Annotated in this window: 17 protein-coding genes and 4 pseudogenes; 18 read left to right on the top strand and 3 right to left on the bottom strand. The window is 44.3% G+C overall.

Features of this window, described 5'->3' with window-relative positions; all coding sequences use genetic code 11:
- The first annotated feature begins 171 nt into the window (after positions 1–171).
- The 4 genes and pseudogenes from EGM68_RS26585 (at position 172) to EGM68_RS22095 (ending at position 2,611) form a co-directional block, all read left to right on the top strand.
- On the top strand, positions 172–648 hold the full coding sequence (locus tag EGM68_RS26585; protein WP_129550014.1) for a transposase: 477 nt from the start codon (positions 172–174) through the stop codon (positions 646–648).
- Between the two features lie 4 nt (positions 649–652).
- Positions 653–1,258: pseudogene (locus EGM68_RS26270) on the top strand (transposase); the annotation flags it as partial.
- A 100-nt stretch (positions 1,259–1,358) separates the two neighbouring features.
- A pseudogene (locus EGM68_RS22100) lies at positions 1,359–1,538 on the top strand (OsmC family protein); the annotation flags it as partial.
- A gap of 98 nt (positions 1,539–1,636) precedes the next feature.
- Positions 1,637–2,611 carry an SLAC1 anion channel family protein gene (locus EGM68_RS22095; RefSeq protein ID WP_206099038.1) on the top strand — a complete coding sequence of 325 codons (975 nt, stop codon included), beginning with the start codon at positions 1,637–1,639 and terminating at the stop codon, positions 2,609–2,611.
- 324 nt (positions 2,612–2,935) lie between these two features.
- Here the strand turns inward: EGM68_RS22095 and EGM68_RS26265 are convergent.
- Positions 2,936–3,069: pseudogene (locus tag EGM68_RS26265) on the bottom strand (IS110 family RNA-guided transposase); the annotation flags it as partial.
- 174 nt (positions 3,070–3,243) lie between these two features.
- On the opposite strand from EGM68_RS26265, the pseudogene EGM68_RS26260 reads away from it, so the two are divergent.
- Positions 3,244–3,546 (top strand): annotated as a pseudogene (locus EGM68_RS26260) (IS3-like element IS655 family transposase); the annotation flags it as partial.
- A 256-nt stretch (positions 3,547–3,802) separates the two neighbouring features.
- Positions 3,803–4,432, top strand: a complete 630-nt coding sequence (locus EGM68_RS22085; protein ID WP_129550013.1) for a class I SAM-dependent methyltransferase — start codon at positions 3,803–3,805, stop codon at positions 4,430–4,432.
- A gap of 192 nt (positions 4,433–4,624) precedes the next feature.
- On the opposite strand, the gene EGM68_RS25820 is transcribed toward EGM68_RS22085, so the two are convergent.
- On the bottom strand, positions 4,625–4,975 hold the full coding sequence (locus tag EGM68_RS25820) for a hypothetical protein (RefSeq protein WP_158309132.1): 351 nt from the start codon (positions 4,973–4,975) through the stop codon (positions 4,625–4,627).
- Between the two features lie 259 nt (positions 4,976–5,234).
- On the opposite strand from EGM68_RS25820, the gene EGM68_RS22075 reads away from it, so the two are divergent.
- On the top strand, positions 5,235–6,353 hold the full coding sequence (locus tag EGM68_RS22075; RefSeq protein WP_064963604.1) for a slipin family protein: 1,119 nt from the start codon (positions 5,235–5,237) through the stop codon (positions 6,351–6,353).
- A 55-nt stretch (positions 6,354–6,408) separates the two neighbouring features.
- Here EGM68_RS22075 and EGM68_RS22070 read toward each other — a convergent pair whose 3' ends face one another.
- Complete coding sequence (locus EGM68_RS22070) at positions 6,409–6,822, bottom strand: chemotaxis protein CheW (protein WP_129550012.1); 414 nt, start codon at positions 6,820–6,822, stop codon at positions 6,409–6,411.
- A 275-nt stretch (positions 6,823–7,097) separates the two neighbouring features.
- On the opposite strand from EGM68_RS22070, the gene EGM68_RS22065 reads away from it, so the two are divergent.
- The 11 genes from EGM68_RS22065 (at position 7,098) to EGM68_RS22020 (ending at position 16,405) form a co-directional block, all read left to right on the top strand.
- A complete protein-coding gene (locus EGM68_RS22065; protein WP_013373178.1) occupies positions 7,098–8,033 on the top strand; it encodes a DNA-binding transcriptional repressor DeoR in 936 nt (311 codons plus the stop codon).
- A gap of 209 nt (positions 8,034–8,242) precedes the next feature.
- On the top strand, positions 8,243–8,905 hold the full coding sequence (gene deoC, locus EGM68_RS22060; protein ID WP_013373177.1) for a deoxyribose-phosphate aldolase: 663 nt from the start codon (positions 8,243–8,245) through the stop codon (positions 8,903–8,905).
- A 30-nt stretch (positions 8,906–8,935) separates the two neighbouring features.
- Entirely contained in the window at positions 8,936–9,331 is a 396-nt protein-coding gene (locus EGM68_RS22055) for a cytidine deaminase (protein WP_016820386.1), read from the top strand.
- A 74-nt stretch (positions 9,332–9,405) separates the two neighbouring features.
- On the top strand, positions 9,406–10,584 hold the full coding sequence (locus tag EGM68_RS22050) for a NupC/NupG family nucleoside CNT transporter (RefSeq protein WP_013373175.1): 1,179 nt from the start codon (positions 9,406–9,408) through the stop codon (positions 10,582–10,584).
- A 32-nt stretch (positions 10,585–10,616) separates the two neighbouring features.
- Complete coding sequence (gene deoB, locus EGM68_RS22045) at positions 10,617–11,798, top strand: phosphopentomutase (RefSeq protein ID WP_129550011.1); 1,182 nt, start codon at positions 10,617–10,619, stop codon at positions 11,796–11,798.
- Positions 11,799–11,889: 91 nt separating this feature from the next.
- Positions 11,890–12,597 carry a purine-nucleoside phosphorylase gene (gene deoD / locus EGM68_RS22040; RefSeq protein WP_013373173.1) on the top strand — a complete coding sequence of 236 codons (708 nt, stop codon included), beginning with the start codon at positions 11,890–11,892 and terminating at the stop codon, positions 12,595–12,597.
- A gap of 32 nt (positions 12,598–12,629) precedes the next feature.
- Positions 12,630–13,931, top strand: a complete 1,302-nt coding sequence (locus EGM68_RS22035; RefSeq protein ID WP_058711521.1) for a pyrimidine-nucleoside phosphorylase — start codon at positions 12,630–12,632, stop codon at positions 13,929–13,931.
- Between the two features lie 154 nt (positions 13,932–14,085).
- Positions 14,086–14,280 (top strand): hypothetical protein, encoded by a 195-nt coding sequence (locus EGM68_RS26255; protein ID WP_233902312.1) that lies wholly within the window; start codon positions 14,086–14,088, stop codon positions 14,278–14,280.
- A 142-nt stretch (positions 14,281–14,422) separates the two neighbouring features.
- A complete protein-coding gene (locus EGM68_RS26250; protein ID WP_240664094.1) occupies positions 14,423–14,926 on the top strand; it encodes a leucine-rich repeat domain-containing protein in 504 nt (167 codons plus the stop codon).
- 181 nt (positions 14,927–15,107) lie between these two features.
- Positions 15,108–15,506 carry a hypothetical protein gene (locus EGM68_RS22025; RefSeq protein ID WP_240664093.1) on the top strand — a complete coding sequence of 133 codons (399 nt, stop codon included), beginning with the start codon at positions 15,108–15,110 and terminating at the stop codon, positions 15,504–15,506.
- A gap of 218 nt (positions 15,507–15,724) precedes the next feature.
- Positions 15,725–16,405, top strand: a complete 681-nt coding sequence (locus tag EGM68_RS22020; RefSeq protein WP_025674710.1) for a hypothetical protein — start codon at positions 15,725–15,727, stop codon at positions 16,403–16,405.
- Positions 16,406–16,587: the final 182 nt, after the last annotated feature.

Raw genomic sequence — 16,587 nt, 5'->3', positions numbered from 1 at the left:
GTGCAACACAAAGATCAATTAAATTTCAATAGCGTTGCATAACAAATATTCACAATGTATATTAGTAAAACATACCATAAATGTTAATGGTCGTTATTCGTTATCTCGATTAAGGAAAATATAATCAATACAGCATGGACGGCATCTTTTTCGTCACCCGACTTAGGGACAATGCCATCGTTGAATCCGTGGACGAGTTTGAGGTTACAGAGGGCTCGCATAGTCAAGCTCGGTCAAGGCAACAAGCAGACGAAGGTGTTGTTCAGACTCCTCGAAACGACGGATGGAAGCGGTAAACACACCCGTATTCTGTCGAATCGGTTTGATTTGTCCGCCGAAGAACTCAGTGATCTGTATCGCAATCGGTGGAAAATCGAAACCTTTTTCCGCTGGATCAAGCAGCATTTGAAGCTCACTCGCTTTTATGGTCAACAGGAGCGGGCGGTCTGGAACCAAATCTGGATCTGCTTGATTGCGTATGCCTTGTTGCTACTCATGAAGATGGAGCTTTCAACCACGAAGTCCCTATGTGAAGTCGGCCGACTTCTCAAAGCCATGAAGTTTCACTACTGGAGTCACTTTAGGGAAATCTTTCATCGAAAACCGCTGCGAAGCTCCGGAGGGAGACAAAAAATCGCTAAGTGTTGAGAGAGAGCGGGCCCTTGCTTCCAGAGTTTCTGCGCTCTACGTACTTATGGATAGCTGGTCACGCATGCCCCACTAATCGGTAGAATTGTAGAATGAGGCCTTTATGTCATTGGCATGGTAAAAAACGATAACAAGCGGTATCTCGTTCATGGCAAGCCGCTCTGTCTCAAAGACCTTTACCAAGCTGCCCCGCGCGTTCAGGAAAAGCAGCGGAAATCATTCAAATTTACGCACTTCGTTGGGACATTGAAGTCTTTTTCAAATGCGCTAAGTCCTTGCTGCGTCTGCAAAAAGAGTTTCAAGGCCGCTCTTTTGATCTGCTCATTAGTCTACAATGATCGTCTTTTCCCGCTATATTCTACTGGCTTGGCAGCATCGGCAAAGTACCGATTAACGGACGCTCGGCGGGCTGTTTTATTTGCTTTGCGATGAAGTCGGCAACTTGGACGGGGCAGTCGATCTACAACATCTCATGGAATTGATGGATGAAATTTTCAACCAAGTCGGTAAGAAACTATCTGCCATGATTAAAAGTCAACTCCAACACTGGATCTCTGCTCTACCCAACTATATCAGGGCTTATTTGCCGATTTCTTGTTGCGAAAGTTGAGTTATAAAAAATGTGTAAATAAAATTACTTAGCTAAGTATTGATTATTCTTAAAGAGAATGTTATTATTTTCACAAGATTAAAAGGAGATTGATTTATTAATGCTTACTACATTCAAAGCGAGTGCAAAAAAATTACCAGAAGGTCTTCAAGTAGAAACTAATTCTAGAGGTTTTAAAATTCTTATTGATGAGCCAGAGGATATGGGTGGAACTGACAAAGGAATCAATCCAGTTGAAACCTTGCTGTGTGCACTTGGAGCATGCCAATCTATCGTAGCTAGTGCTTTGCACCTACAGTCTGGCTCATTCTTTATAAAGAATTTTTATTAGACAATGGTGAATCGTAGGACTTAAATATTCTTTGGGGGTATTAAACAGTGGTTAAGCATTCATTCCTTCGAGAATTTCCAATTTCTTTTTTTTCAATAGTAATGGGCCTTACAGGGCTTACAATAGCCTTCCAGCGTGCGGAAAGTATTCTTGATGTTACGAATACGTTTAGTACGTATATACTGTTTATTGTTACGTTTATTTTTTTATGTATTTTGTTACTCTATTTTACTAAGTTGGTTTACTTCCTGCCATCTGTTAATGAGGAATTTAACAATCCTGTTCAGCTAAGCTTTTTTCCAACCGTAAGCATTAGTTTTCTGCTTCTAAGTATTGCATTTCTTGAAGTAAACATGGAAATATCAAAATATTTATGGATGATCGGAACACTACTCCATTTTATTGCAACCATTGCAGTCTTATCTATATGGATTAAACAAAGTAAATTTGAAATACATCATTTTAACCCTTCATGGTTCATACCTATTGTAGGTAATATTATTGTCCCAATAGCTGGAGTTCGACATTTTGCACCTGAGTTATCTTGGTTCTTTTTTAGCATTGGGATTATTTTTTGGATTGTACTATTAACTATTTTCTTATACAGAATAATATTTCATCATCCAATACCAGAAAAGCTACTGCCAACATTTTTTATACTTATAGCGCCTCCTGCAGTCGGTTTTATATCATATGTTAACCTAAATGGTACTGTTGATAACTTTTCCAGGATATTATATTATTTTGCTCTTTTCCTTATCATTCTTTTAATCTCACAGTATAAAATGTTTTATAAAATAAAATTTTATCTTTCATGGTGGGCTTATTCTTTTCCTATCGCTTCGGTCACTATAGCAACTGCTCTAATTTTTAAGCAAACAACGATAATCTTTTTTAAACCATTATTTTTTATTCTTATAAGTCTCTTAACACTTCTTGTTTTAATACTTTTGCTGTACACAATTAAAGCAATTTTAAAAGGTGAAATTTTTGCAAAAGAGAAACAACCTTTGAAGAAATGAAGCGATTGATAATCTCTAGCAGAGGGATGCAAAATTTAATACTACCATGGTTCTCTATATAGCATTTTTTGATACTGGAAAGGGAGAAAATGACTATAGTTATGTTGTTAAGGACCTGTTCTTGTTGCAGGATGCTCTGCAAATAATTCCATTTCCGAAGAAGTTGCACAAGCTAGCGACACCAATGTAACGATGATGGCATTAGCTAAAGAACAGTTAATGGTATGTCAAGTCAGACTTCTGGATTGCCCTGAGTTTTGCTATACTGAAAAAAGTATACCAAATAACTTTCAACGAAATAAGAATTTATGGATAATTATTTAACTAAAGAGTGTAGGGTTGCCCCTTGAGCATAGTGTAGACGTGATGTAGTAACTTGTTGCGCAAGCAATCACGGCTACTTTATGAGGCTTCCCTTCGCTCTTTTTCCTATCGTAATACTCCCTAAGATGAGGGTTCAGCTCTCCTCCACAGCTTCGCTTGTAATACGAGGTCAACGCCTCAACCAGCTCAAACATGGTCAGTGGAAGAACTGTTTTTACTACGGGGTTTATCTCCAGGGGCTGTCACGTTCTCCCGGCTGCCTCCATCGTAGAACATCCCGGAATATTAGGTTTTTTCTTTAATATGAAAACGGAAAATCCAGAGCAACGATTGTGGAGGAGTGACCTCATGGCCTCGGCTTTAGATCGATGGATCAAGCAAGCTCAAGCGACAGGTTCGTTCAAAGAGAAGGACAATCGCTCATCAGAAGAAAACGGTCTCATAGCTTTACGCAAAGAACTTCAGTGCCTGAGGATGGAGAACGATATTTTAAAGAAAGCCGCGCTGATCATGGGACGAAGGTAGCTATCATCCAGAATAATCGGAATATATACTCGGTATCAGCCATGTGCGACGTCCTGCAAATCACAAGAAGCACGTTCTACTATCAAGTGGATAACGTCGTCTGCCGAAGCGAATCGACTTCAACTGAAAGACGTTTCTTATATTGCAGCGACACCAATTGGTTTAGGCAAGCATACCGATTTAATAAAGCAAAAGTATGGTTAATGGGATGAATAACTCATAGGGTGAATGTCTAATGGGGTGAAACTGATACCCGCATCAGTGAAAAAAATCATCGCAGTCCCTGCTGAGCTATACGCCCAATTCTGTACGTGGTTTAATGAATACAAAGGAGATACAGGTATGACAGAGTTTTGGGAATCCAGTTTTATAGAAAATCAAATGATGTGGGGCTTTGAACCTTCAGACTCAGCAATCCTGACAAAGGACTTTTTTCTTGCAAAGAACGTTAAGGATATATTGATACCTGGTATTGGATATGGTAGAAATGCCAAGGTTTTTGTTGATAACGGAATAGATGTAACAGGTATTGAGATTTCAAAAACAGCGATTGATTTGGCGAGACAAAAAGAGCTTAATATTAGTGTTTTTCATGGCTCCGTAACGGATATGCCTTTTGATAACAAGCTTTATGACGGTATATTTTGTTATGCACTTATTCATTTGTTGAATAAGCGTGAGAGAGATAAGTTTATTAGAGATTGCTATCGTCAACTAAAGCCAAACGGATATATGATTTTTACTACGATTTCAAAAGAAGCTCCAATGTATGGAAAGGGAAAGCAACTGGATAAAGACTATTTCGAGATCATGGAAGGGGTAAAAATGTTTTTTTATGATTTTGACTCAATAAAACAAGAATTCGGAAAATATGGACTAATAGAAATTTCCGAAATTGTTGAGCCACATAAAAATATGGAAAGTAAACCTCCATTCAAATTTATCATGGTAAAATGTCAAAAAGAGCTATAAGGTGAATGGTAAGAGAACGACACGAGGGAAGCAGTTATGCTTCCTCCGTGTCTTTTTTTGTTTTTTATGGGGTCGTAATACTTTCGCCATGTTCGTGAATGCAAGGGTGCGTAATAATGATAAAGGCTGATGCAGGAAGATATTACCGAGGCGAGGATTTCCAATGGTCCCGCAGTGCCTGCCCTGATCGGGTCAGGTATCCTGTAAATCTGATGCATCCACCAACATTAAGGGTTCGATTCCCAATCGCCTTCCACGCGACTTCTGGTAGAGTATTCGAATGATCGAATAAAACAATGAAAAGACCCCAATAAGAGCATCCCATGTCTGGTCTTGATGACAGATACCGGGGCGATGGCTATGCGGCCAGCGGATACCGGAGAGAGTAAGCGCCGACAGGACCCGAGGCTTCGGGAATACGGATTCACAGTCGATGTTGGGCTGGTGAATTCCATCCCCGGAACACGGGAACAGGCGGCCCCTTTCTTTTTCCTTAAGCTTGGCCCCGCCCTCCAACCGGAGGGATGCTCTGTAAGGGTCCACCCCCTGCTACAACAAATAAAAATAAATCCTCATTTTAAAAATGTGTTTTGACTCAACGTGCGAATAAGCGGAGCGGTCCGTTTGAATCTGGAGAAGCGAAGCGTTCGCCTTTGTCCCTGAATTTTAACCCTATAAGGGGTTCATCAAATCCAAAAATTCAGGGGCAACAGCGATCGGAAGATCAAATGGAACGTGGAGCCGCTACACGCGGAAAATGTACATTTTTAAGTTGAGGATTTTTAACACTAGGAGTGATACGATGTTTAAGAAGATAACAATTAAAGCCGATGAGCGCGGACTGCTGTTCAAAAAAGGAAGCTATCACAAGTTGCTGCACCCAGGGACATACCTATTGAAGACATTTCAGCAGGAAGCCGTTGAAATTTTAAATGTATCCGACTCCTTTTTTGTACCAGATCATGATATTCGTTTGTTTTTGACAGATCCTCTATTGCTGGAGCAATTGACTGTCATTGATGTAGAGGACCATGAATATGTGTTGCATTATGAGGACAATCGGTTTGTGGAACTGCTGACAGCAGGGAAATATGCATTTTGGAACATGCTCAAGGAGCATCGTTTTGTTCGTGCAGATACACGGCAGCCTGCAATTGATAAGGCTTTGGGGCAAGCCTTCTTGTCCAAGACACCGGGCTTCTGGAAAGCCCTTCAGGTGGCCAGTCATGAATTGGGCTTTTTGTATTACGATAATGTGCTGCAAGGTGAACTAAAACCGGGCAAATATTATTTTTGGTTGTCCACTGTGAATACAGAGATCAAAACACTAGATATGCGACAGCAGCAGATGGACCTGATGGGTCAGGAAATCATGACAGAGGACAAAATCACGCTGCGCCTTAACTTCGTCTGTCAGTACCGTATCATCGACCCGCTGCGGGCGTTGGAATTCAGAGCATACGAGGAGCAAATGTACATTATGCTTCAACTGCTGCTGCGTGAATATGTAGGCACAATGAAGCTGGATGATTTGCTCAAAATGAAGCAGGAAATTGCGGAATATGTCTTGACTCGACTAAATGAGCAGAGCGACGAATATGGAGTGACTTTTACGTCAGCAGGGGTGAAGGATATTATTTTGCCGGGGGATATCAAGGATATTCTGAATACGGTGCTATTGGCAGAGAAGAAGGCACAAGCTAACCTCATCACACGACGTGAAGAGACGGCATCCACTCGTAGTCTGCTCAATACGGCCAAGCTGATGGACGAAAACGCCACCCTCTATCGTCTCAAAGAGCTGGAATTCATGGAAAAAATCTGCGAGAAGATTGGTACGATATCGCTGACTGGCGGAAATACGCTGCTGGAGCAGCTAAACACGTTAGTTCATATGAAAGAGGGGCAAGGACTCCAATAAAGAAAAATACTCCCGAACGATGAGGTAAGCTGGCTCAAGGTTCGGGAGTATTTATTTAGTTCGTTTTGGTGGATGCGAGAAAAGCGTCCATATCAATCACCGGAATGAGAGCACCCCGATGCTCCATCACAGTAGGAAACAATTCGCGTTGCCATTCTTCCTCGTTGCTTTGTAGCTGACTGTCTTCAGCAGATGCCGTATCCTCCACCTGATCGACAAGCAGTGCAATCTTCGCACGACTGAGCAAAATCATTTTGTCCTCGGAGGAGTCGCTTGATGCGGGAAGAAGCAGTTTTTTGCGTAGATTAAGGATTGTAAATACGTCGCCACGAATGGTCACCATTCCTTCATGCCATGCTTCGGAAAAGGGGAGCGGCGTCCCTTTTTTGGCATTCATGACTTCTTCTACTTCCAGAAAGTTTAACGCGAACTTCTTGTCCGCCAGACTGCACACAATAAATTCAGACATAGCAATTCTCCTTACATATTTAGATAAGTCCATCACAAGTTGTGAACTAGCAGTAAATTGGGTTAACTATTGCGTTTTGACAGATGGAACGATAAAGTGGAGGATGCGGTAAAATGGTTTTAGTTAATCACAGAATATCACAAACGAGCAGTTAAATCTTCCAAAATAACAGCCTAACGGACAAAGCGTGGCTTCGAGTTTCCCTACATATATAGTGTTGGGGCTAAGGCTATGTCCGACGGCACTACATTTTAAGATAAGCGGGTTGAGGTAGAATGGATCATGAAAAGCAGCGATTAAGTATCGAGGCAGCCAGATTATACTATCTGAACGATTACAGTCAGCAAGATATTGCGGTCAGACTTGGGGTTTCACGTCCTACAGTATCGCGGTTACTTCAGGCTGCCAAGGAACAGGGATACGTGCGGATCAGTATTGTGGACCCGATGGAGGATATGGACGCGCTCGGAGAGCAGGTGAAAAAGAAATACGGGCTGGATACCGTGCTGGTCTGTTATTCGCCATTAAATGAATACCAGGAGATCAAGAAGCATATTAGCAAAAAAGCAGCCGATTATTTGCATGAAACGGTACAGGATGCTGATATTATTGGTGTGACATGGGGAACAACCATGCATGCGGTGGCGCTTCATCTTCAGCAAAAGCAGGTCAAGGGAGTTGAGGTGGTTCAACTCAAAGGAGGCGTAAGCCATTCACATGTCAACACTTATGCCGTGGAAACCGTAAATTTGTTCGCAGAAGCCTTTAACACCATAGCTCGGTATTTGCCACTACCTGTGATTTTCGACAGTCAAGCTGTTAAGAGAATGGTCGAGAAGGATCGGCATATCCAGCGTATCATTCAACTTGGCAAGCAGGCGAACATTGCGGTGTTTACGGTGGGTACGGTCAAGGAGGATGCGCTGCTGTTCCGATTAGGATACTTTAACCATGAAGAGCAGAAGCTGCTGCAAAAAATAGGCAAGGGCGATATTTGCTCGCGCTTTTTTGACGATGAGGGCAACATATGCAGTCAGGAAATCAACAGCCGTACCGTTGGAATTGATTTACCTGAGCTGCGAAAGAAGGAGAAGTCCATCCTTGTAGCTGGAGGTCAGCGCAAAGTAGAGGCCATTCGGGCATCACTGCGTGGCAAGTATGCGAATATCTTGGTGACGGACCAGTTTACGGCACAAGCACTTTTGCAATAGAACATGTTGGTCTCAATTCAATTAAACATGGTTACGGCGTGTGCCTACAGGGTAACATGAATTGTAGGTGAACGGCCTGTGTACAAGCGTGAACATAATTTCAAAATGTGTTTTACATATGTTCAGAGCCGTGCTATGATGATCTCATCACAGAGAAATAAACGATTCATTTTCTTCACACTATTTATTAAATGAAGGAGCTTTTAGATATGAACATTGCAGCATTAATCGACCATACATTGTTGCGAGCAGATGCGATGAAGGATGAAATTACAAAACTGACTGCTGAGGCAAAAAAATACCAGTTTGCTTCCGTATGTGTGAATCCGGCGTGGGTAGCTTATGCAGCTGAACAGCTTGCAGGCACAAACGTGGCTATCTGTACGGTTATCGGGTTTCCACTGGGAGCCAATACATCGGCAACGAAAGCGTTTGAAACGAAAGATGCTATTGCTAACGGTGCAACTGAAATTGATATGGTTATTAACATAGGCGCTTTGAAGGCGCGCGATGTACAGCTCGTCGAGCAGGATATCCGTGCGGTTGTGGAAGCGGCTGCGGGTACACTGGTCAAAGTGATTATCGAAACCTGCCTGCTGACAGACGAAGAGAAGGTGCTGGCGTGTGAGCTGTCCGTCAAAGCTGGAGCGAATTTTGTGAAAACTTCGACGGGTTTCTCTACAGGTGGAGCTACTGTGGAAGACGTAGCCTTGATGCGCAAAACAGTAGGACCTGATATTGGTGTCAAAGCTTCTGGTGGCGTACGCAGCCTGGAGGATGTGCAAAAATTAGTAGAAGCTGGCGCAAGTCGGATCGGTGCAAGTTCCGGTGTGAAAATCATCGAGGGCGAGCAATCTACATCTTCCTATTAAGTTTATTTTAAAGTCATGGAGGGATTCGCAATGAAGGATCAATTGATTCAGAAAGCGCTTGAGGCGCGTAATCAGGCATATGTTCCGTATTCGAATTTTCAAGTGGGTGCTGCGGTTCTCGGAAGCGATGGCACGATTTATCACGGATGCAATGTGGAAAATGCCTCCTACGGCTTATGCAATTGTGCAGAGCGGACAGCGATTTTTAAAATGGTATCCGAAGGCTGCCGAAAAATTGATTCGATTGCGGTTGCAGCTGATACGGAAGGGCCTGTGTCTCCATGTGGGGCCTGTCGTCAGGTCATTTCCGAATTTGCTCATCAAGATACCAAAATTTATCTGACAAACCTTCATGGCAATACGGAAGAGTGGACGGTGGATCAATTACTGCCGGGTGCCTTTCGACCTGCGGATCTGGGGAAATAAAAAAAGAATGCCTCTTTGGGGCGCATTCTTTTTGTGGGCAATGTAAGCGCTTAATGTAATGAGGGGGAATTGAAATGAAATATGTAATCGCTTTGGTGGGATTGCTTGTTGTATTTGCACTTACTTACGTTGCCAGCAGTGACAAGCGTAAAATCAGGTATCGTCCGCTGATAGTTATGGTTGTTCTGCAAGCAGCGCTTGCTTTCGTATTGCTGAATACAGAGATTGGTGAAATTCTAGTTAAAGGTTTTGCAAAAGGTTTTAATAGTCTGATTGGTTATGCTATGGAAGGGATTAACTTCGTTTTTGGCGGAATTGCGAATGAAGGAGCAGCACCGTTCTTTATCGGTGTACTGCTGCCAATCGTGTTCATATCCGCGCTGATTGGGATTTTACAATATGTAAAAGTGCTTCCTTTTATTATTAAATATATCGGGCTTGTCTTGAGCAAAGTAAACGGAATGGGTAAACTGGAATCCTACAACGCTGTAGCTTCGGCTATCTTGGGTCAATCCGAGGTGTTTATTTCCGTTAAGAAACAAATTGGTCTGCTGCCAAAACACCGGCTGTATACATTGTGTGCATCTGCGATGTCTACGGTGTCCATGTCGATTGTGGGAGCCTACATGCAAATGTTGAACCCCAAATATGTGGTTACCGCATTGGTGCTGAACCTGTTTGGCGGCTTTATTATCGCTTCCATTATTAATCCGTACAAGATTGAGAAGGAAGACGATTTACTGGAGGTTCAAGAGGAAGAGAAGCAGTCCTTCTTCGAAATGCTCGGGGAATATATTATGGATGGTTTCAAGGTTGCTATTACGGTAGCCGCGATGCTGATCGGTTTTGTGGCGCTGATTGCCATGGTTAACGGTATTTTCTCCTGGTTGTTTGGTATCAGCTTTCAGGCGCTGCTTGGCTATGTGTTTGCACCGTTTGCCTTTGTTATGGGGATTCCGTGGAACGAGGCAGTGCAGGCAGGCAGCATTATGGCTACCAAGCTCGTATCCAACGAATTTGTGGCCATGCTGGATCTGACCAAGCAAACAGGCTTGTCCGAGCGTACGATCGGGATCGTATCGGTATTCCTCGTATCCTTTGCAAACTTCTCGTCCATCGGTATCATTTCCGGGGCTGTGAAGGGTCTACATGAAAAACAGGGAAACGTAGTGGCCCGTTTTGGTCTGAAGCTGTTGTACGGGGCGACGCTGGTTAGCGTGCTGTCGGCAACGATTGCAGGGTTGTTTTTGTAAAAAAAACAGCGAGTCAGGAAAGGATTTTTATAATGTCTAAATTTAAACGGATTCACTTGGTCGTTATGGACTCGGTTGGTATCGGCGAAGCACCGGATGCTGCCCAGTTTGATGATTATGATGTAGATACACTTGGTCATATTGCACGCGAACGCGGCGGTCTGAACATGCCGAATATGGGTAAGCTCGGTCTGTCCAACATTCGTTCCATAGAAGGTGTACCAGCGGTCGATAAGCCACTCGCGTATTACACCAAAATGCAGGAAGCCTCCAATGGCAAAGATACGATGACAGGTCATTGGGAAATCATGGGCTTAAATATTGCAGTTCCTTTCCGCGTATTCCCGGATGGGTTTCCAGATGAACTGATTCAGCGCATTGAGGAGCATACAGGCCGCAAAGTTATTGGCAACAAGCCAGCCAGCGGCACGGAAATCATTGATGAGCTGGGCGAAGAACATGTAAAAACCGGCGCACTCATCATCTATACCTCAGCGGATTCAGTACTGCAAATTGCAGCGCATGAGGAAGTTGTACCTTTGAAGGAGCTCTATGAGATCTGTGAGTTCTGCCGTAAAATCACGCTGGAAGATCCGTACATGCTGGGTCGCATTATTGCCCGTCCGTTCATAGGTGAGGCAGGGAACTTCTCTCGTACCTCCAATCGACATGACTATGCGCTCAAGCCATTTGGTCGCACCACAATGAATGAACTGAAGGATGCAGGCCTGGATGTAATCGCCTTGGGTAAAATCTCTGACATTTATGACGGCGAGGGTGTAACGAAGGCAGTGCGCACAGTGTCCAACATGGATGGCATGGATAAGCTGGTGGCTACGCTGGACGAGGAATTCACCGGATTAAGCTTCTTGAATTTGGTGGACTTTGATGCTGTATACGGTCATCGTCGTGATCCGCAGGGATATGGTCAAGCCTTGGACGATTACGATGCCCGTCTGCCCGAGGTATTCGCCAAAATGACCGATGACGATCTGTTGATCATCACCGCGGATCATGGGAATGACCCAACCTATCGCGGAACGGATCATACCCGCGAATATGTGCCTTTGCTGGCTTATTCCCCTCGTTTTGCAGCTGGAGGCAAGGAACTGGCAGTTCGCAAGACGTTTGCGGATATTGGAGCGACAGTAGCGGATAACTTTGGTGTAAAACTACCTGAGCATGGAACTAGCTTTTTGGCAGAGCTTCAGTAATCTAGACGCCAGCAACGAAGGCAGTCAAGATTATTGATAACGAAATGAGTAACGATATCAGCATGGACAAATGGGACGGAGGAATAAAAACATGAGTGTACACATTGGAGCCAAACCTGGAGAGATTGCAGAAACAATTTTGCTGCCAGGAGATCCGCTACGGGCGAAATTTATCGCTGAAACATATCTGGAGGACGTGACCTGCTACAACGAGGTGCGCGGAATGCTCGGATTCACGGGAACGTACCAAGGCAAACGCCTGTCTGTACAGGGAACCGGGATGGGGTTGCCTTCCATCAGTATTTATGTCAACGAACTGATTAGCGAGTATGGGGTGAAAAACTTGTTCCGCGTGGGTACATGTGGCGGAATGAAGGAGCATGTGCACGTTCGTGACGTCATTTTGGCACAGGCATCCTGTACAGATTCTGGCATGAACCGCCATATCTTTGGCGGCTACGATTTCTCCCCGATTGCCAGCTTCCCTCTCTTGAAGGGCGCTTATGATCGCGGGGTTGCCAAAGGATTGAACATGCATGTCGGCAACGTATTCAGCTCAGACAGCTTCTACCGTGATGACAAATCAGTGGTACAAAAGTTGATGGAATACGGTGTGTTGGGTGTGGAGATGGAGACTTCGGCTTTATACACGCTGGCAGCCAAGTTTGGCGTAAACGCACTGACCATTCTGACGGTAAGTGATCACTTGCTGACAGGCGAAGAAACGACAGCAGAGGAACGGCAAACCACGTTTAAAGAAATGATGGAAGTTGCACTGGATACAGCAGTATCTCTGTAAACGATCATACGCACAGTGAGGAGAAATGACATATGAGAATGGTAGACTTGATTGAAAAAAAACGTGACGGAAAAGAACTGAGCACTGAGGAAATTAACTTTATTATCCAAGGCTATACTCAGGGTGAAATTCCTGATTATCAGGTCAGTGCATTGGCGATGTCTATCTTCTTCAAAGATATGAACGAACGGGAACGTGCTGATTTGACCATGGCAATGGTTCATTCAGGAGATACGATTGACTTGTCCGCGATTGAAGGTGTAAAGGTCGATAAGCACTCCACTGGCGGTGTGGGTGATACGACAACACTGGTACTGGCTCCGCTTGTAGCCGCCTTAGACATTCCGGTAGCGAAAATGTCAGGTCGCGGCCTCGGTCATACGGGCGGAACGATCGACAAGCTGGAGGCCATTGCAGGCTTTCACGTAGAAATCACCAAGGATGAATTCGTGGATTTGGTGAATCGCAGCAAAATTGCGGTCGTCGGACAAAGCGGCAACCTGACACCTGCGGATAAAAAATTGTATGCCTTGCGTGACGTTACAGCAACGGTAAATTCGATTCCGTTGATTGCCAGCTCGATTATGAGTAAGAAAATCGCTGCCGGCTCTGATGCCATCGTACTGGATGTCAAGACAGGTGCGGGCGCATTCATGAAAACAGTAGAAGATGCCAAAGAGCTGGCACATGCCATGGTAAGTATCGGGAACAATGTGGGTCGCAAGACCATGGCAGTTATTTCCGACATGAGTCAACCGTTGGGGCTGGCTATCGGGAACTCACTGGAAGTTAAAGAAGCGATCGATACATTGCGCGGCGAAGGACCCAAAGATCTGGAAGAGCTGTGTATGGCTTTGGGCAGTCAGATGGTATTTTTGGCCGGAAAAGCAGACTCCCTCGAAAACGCCGAAGAGAAGCTTAAAGAGGTCATTCGTAACGGCAAAGCACTGGAGAAATTCAAAGAGTTTATTGCGAACCAGGGTGGCGACGCTTCTGTAGTGGATCATCCAGAACGCTTGCCACAAGCGCAGTATCTTATTGAAGTACCTGCAAAGCAGGACGGCGTGGTAGCTGAAATCGTAGCTGACGAAATCGGTACTGCCGCGATGCTGCTAGGGGCAGGTCGTGCGACCAAAGAATCCGAGATTGATTTGGCTGTCGGCTTGATGCTGAACAAAAAAGTCGGCGATGCGGTTCAAAAAGGCGATTCGCTGGTTACAATCCATGCGAACCGTGAAGACGTGGACCAAGTAATAGAGAAAATCTACGCGAACATCCGTATTGCGGATCATGCGGAAGCCCCCGTGCTGATCTACGGAACGGTGACAGAATAATATGTAAGCTGTATTTGCGGCTTATCTAGATAGAGAGCCATCGTATGGATTCCTTTGAACAAGTTTGAAAAATATGACAGCCAAACTCATAATAGATTATGAGTTTGGCTTTTTTTTATTGTCAGGGCGCAGGACAGCACAGAGGAGGAGAGACATGTTCCGATTATACAGCGATGTTCGTGGGACAGCTTATGAAAGACTGATTGATTATGCTATGGAACGGGCAGATACGTTTATGCTAGGCGTACATAAGTGGGTAACTGAGGATGAGAATGGAGTCACCAATAAGGGAGAATCATTCGATTGCCTACACACCGGGAACATTTTACCGGTACCAATGCACGCCTGAGGCTGGAAAAGTATTAAAACAAGCGGCGTCCAGTCTGTTTTCCTGGGTACATCCGAAACTACCAGAAGATTTGTGTTTCCAGAATGCCGATGGAGAGGATTGGATCATTAACATAGCTCACGAACGAATCGGTAGATTGAACATGGATAAAGAAGATGCAGATGAATTAGAAAAGCTTATCCCCGGTGTGTTTATTCACAAACCTGAACATTATGGCAATATAGATATGTTTTTGAACGATGCTATTCGGCATCAACCGGATCGAGTGGAGCTCATGCGGTTTGGCTTGACGGAGATCCCGGAACGGATTAGAGAATTGCGTTCTCTGAAGCATTTGACTATCCTTGAACAGGATATACGAACACTACCGTCTGCATTGTTTGAATTGGAATCATTGGAGTCACTGACGATTCAAGTAGCAGATTTGGAAGAGCTACCTGCTGACATTTCCAAGTTATCCCGACTCAAAAGCCTAAGAGTCAGTTGTGGATGCTATGATCGCCCGGCACCGGACTACAAGGTGATCCCCAAGGAGGAACTGGCATTCCGAAATGTACCTCCTGCAATCGGAGAGCTGCATCAACTGGAGTATCTGGATATCTCGTATAGTGGAATCCGTACACTCCCCCTGAGATACAAAACCTGAGGAATCTGCGTTCCTTGGACATTGTGAACGGATTGATTGAATCGGCACCCGAATTTATATATACCATGACCTGGCTGGATCGCTTTCTTATAGAAGATAAGCCGTTCCATCTGTGCAATCATGGTGACGACTGAATTCATACGACGTAGCTTCAGCATATTTTGTGTAGGAGGGATATGAAATGGTGGAAAAATGGGTTTGGATGGGTGTGGCGGGGGTGATCGTAGGTTATGTCGCTTTTGCCAATATGAGCGTTTCGACGAACACGTATACTACAACAACGGCGGGTGTAACGCACCAGACAGGTCTGCTTAGCATGCAGAATAAGCAAGGAGAAGCAGCGAAGCGTATCGTACATGATCAGGAGATGAAATTTGGAGGACAAGGACAAACAGAATTTAGATTTGAAGAGGGGCGTAAGCTGTACATCAGTATCAAGAATACAGGAAAGCAACCCGTACGATACAAGCTCAACAGTTCGAATGGATCAGACTTGCAAGGCACAACGAGCGGGTTTTCTAGCCGAACGTTGCAGCCGGGAGAACGCCACGATCTGCTGTTTATCAAGCCAGAGGGGTAGAATGAAGCTGCAAATGGCTCCTTGAAAGAGCTGATTTTGAAAGTAAGTACGGACGATGGATCACGAGGAAGCGTTAAAACCTTCGCATATATTACACTGTAAGCTACTTCCGGAATGGGCACGACATGCGGTCATTAGTCTACTTATGTTACAATAGAACGGTTGAAGACTTAATGAACAGAATAGGTCAGAGTAGAAAGCAGAAAGGATGACCCGTTGTGCCCAAAAAACATGAATCCGATAATCACAAAATGTCACGGAGGCTGTCACTTACAGCCATTTTACTTACACTTACATTTGTAGCTCTTACAGGCTGCGGCCAGGATAATAATGCTGAACCGAGTGATGCTGGAAGCAGTACAAGCATGATCGAGAACAGTGCTGGAGGCAATCAGAACGGTTCAGCCCAAAGTGACAAAGCAGTTAAAGAGAGCAAGAGTGCAGAAAACAGCGGTACTAATGCGCAAAAGTCAGCTCCTTCCGCCCCAGCTACTTCATCAGATACATCTTCTCCTGCAGCGCCCAAAGCATCTCAAAATCCTTTTGAGGTAGCAGGTATTCAAGATCCTAAAGCGTTTTTGGACACATTCAAAGCGTTGCAGAAGGCTGTTGCCGACAATGACAAGGAAAAGGTAGCCAATTATATTTTGTACCCTCTGCGTGTCAATGATAGTGAAAAGTCGCTAACGATTCCGAACAAGAAAGATTTTCTGGCTAAATATGATCAGATCTTTACGGACGCGATTCGTGAGGCGCTAGTGAACCAAAAGACAGATGATTTGTTTGTTAATTACCAGGGAGTTATGGTGGGATCGGGTGAGCTGTGGCTGAGAAGAGCTACGGACAATCCGAAGCAATTTGGAGTTTTTTCGATTAATCTTGAAACGGTAGCCAACTAAGTCGTATTCCACGTGTACCCATGCCCTCTAGGCGGTCGGAAACGTATACAATGTTTCTGACTGTCCCCCCCTTGAAGAAAGCAAATTATTAGATCATCCCGTACCAAAAAAAGGTTTGACATCCCTCATAAACTCTCGTATTATATCCCTATAACTCATTAAACAGGTAGGAATTAAAGAAT

Origin of the sequence: Paenibacillus sp. M-152 (assembly GCF_003856555.1) — a bacterium.
Classification (GTDB): Bacteria; Bacillota; Bacilli; order Paenibacillales; family Paenibacillaceae; genus Paenibacillus; species Paenibacillus polymyxa_C.
This window is presented reverse-complemented; position numbering and strand designations above follow the sequence as displayed.

What these genes read in the sequence shown, in the direction of transcription:
- EGM68_RS22050 (WP_013373175.1), top strand. Translation starts at nt 9,406, where the DNA reads ATGAAATATGTAATCGCTTTGGTGGGATTGCTTGTTGTATTTGCACTT.
- EGM68_RS26585 (WP_129550014.1), top strand. Translation starts at nt 172, where the DNA reads ATGCCATCGTTGAATCCGTGGACGAGTTTGAGGTTACAGAGGGCTCGC.
- EGM68_RS22055 (WP_016820386.1), top strand. Translation starts at nt 8,936, where the DNA reads ATGAAGGATCAATTGATTCAGAAAGCGCTTGAGGCGCGTAATCAGGCA.
- deoC (WP_013373177.1), top strand. Translation starts at nt 8,243, where the DNA reads ATGAACATTGCAGCATTAATCGACCATACATTGTTGCGAGCAGATGCG.
- EGM68_RS26250 (WP_240664094.1), top strand. Translation starts at nt 14,423, where the DNA reads ATGGATAAAGAAGATGCAGATGAATTAGAAAAGCTTATCCCCGGTGTG.
- EGM68_RS22085 (WP_129550013.1), top strand. Translation starts at nt 3,803, where the DNA reads ATGACAGAGTTTTGGGAATCCAGTTTTATAGAAAATCAAATGATGTGG.
- deoD (WP_013373173.1), top strand. Translation starts at nt 11,890, where the DNA reads ATGAGTGTACACATTGGAGCCAAACCTGGAGAGATTGCAGAAACAATT.
- EGM68_RS22025 (WP_240664093.1), top strand. Translation starts at nt 15,108, where the DNA reads ATGGTGGAAAAATGGGTTTGGATGGGTGTGGCGGGGGTGATCGTAGGT.
- EGM68_RS22075 (WP_064963604.1), top strand. Translation starts at nt 5,235, where the DNA reads ATGTTTAAGAAGATAACAATTAAAGCCGATGAGCGCGGACTGCTGTTC.
- EGM68_RS22035 (WP_058711521.1), top strand. Translation starts at nt 12,630, where the DNA reads ATGAGAATGGTAGACTTGATTGAAAAAAAACGTGACGGAAAAGAACTG.
- EGM68_RS22065 (WP_013373178.1), top strand. Translation starts at nt 7,098, where the DNA reads ATGGATCATGAAAAGCAGCGATTAAGTATCGAGGCAGCCAGATTATAC.
- EGM68_RS22070 (WP_129550012.1), bottom strand. Translation starts at nt 6,822, where the DNA reads ATGTCTGAATTTATTGTGTGCAGTCTGGCGGACAAGAAGTTCGCGTTA.
- EGM68_RS26255 (WP_233902312.1), top strand. Translation starts at nt 14,086, where the DNA reads ATGTTCCGATTATACAGCGATGTTCGTGGGACAGCTTATGAAAGACTG.
- deoB (WP_129550011.1), top strand. Translation starts at nt 10,617, where the DNA reads ATGTCTAAATTTAAACGGATTCACTTGGTCGTTATGGACTCGGTTGGT.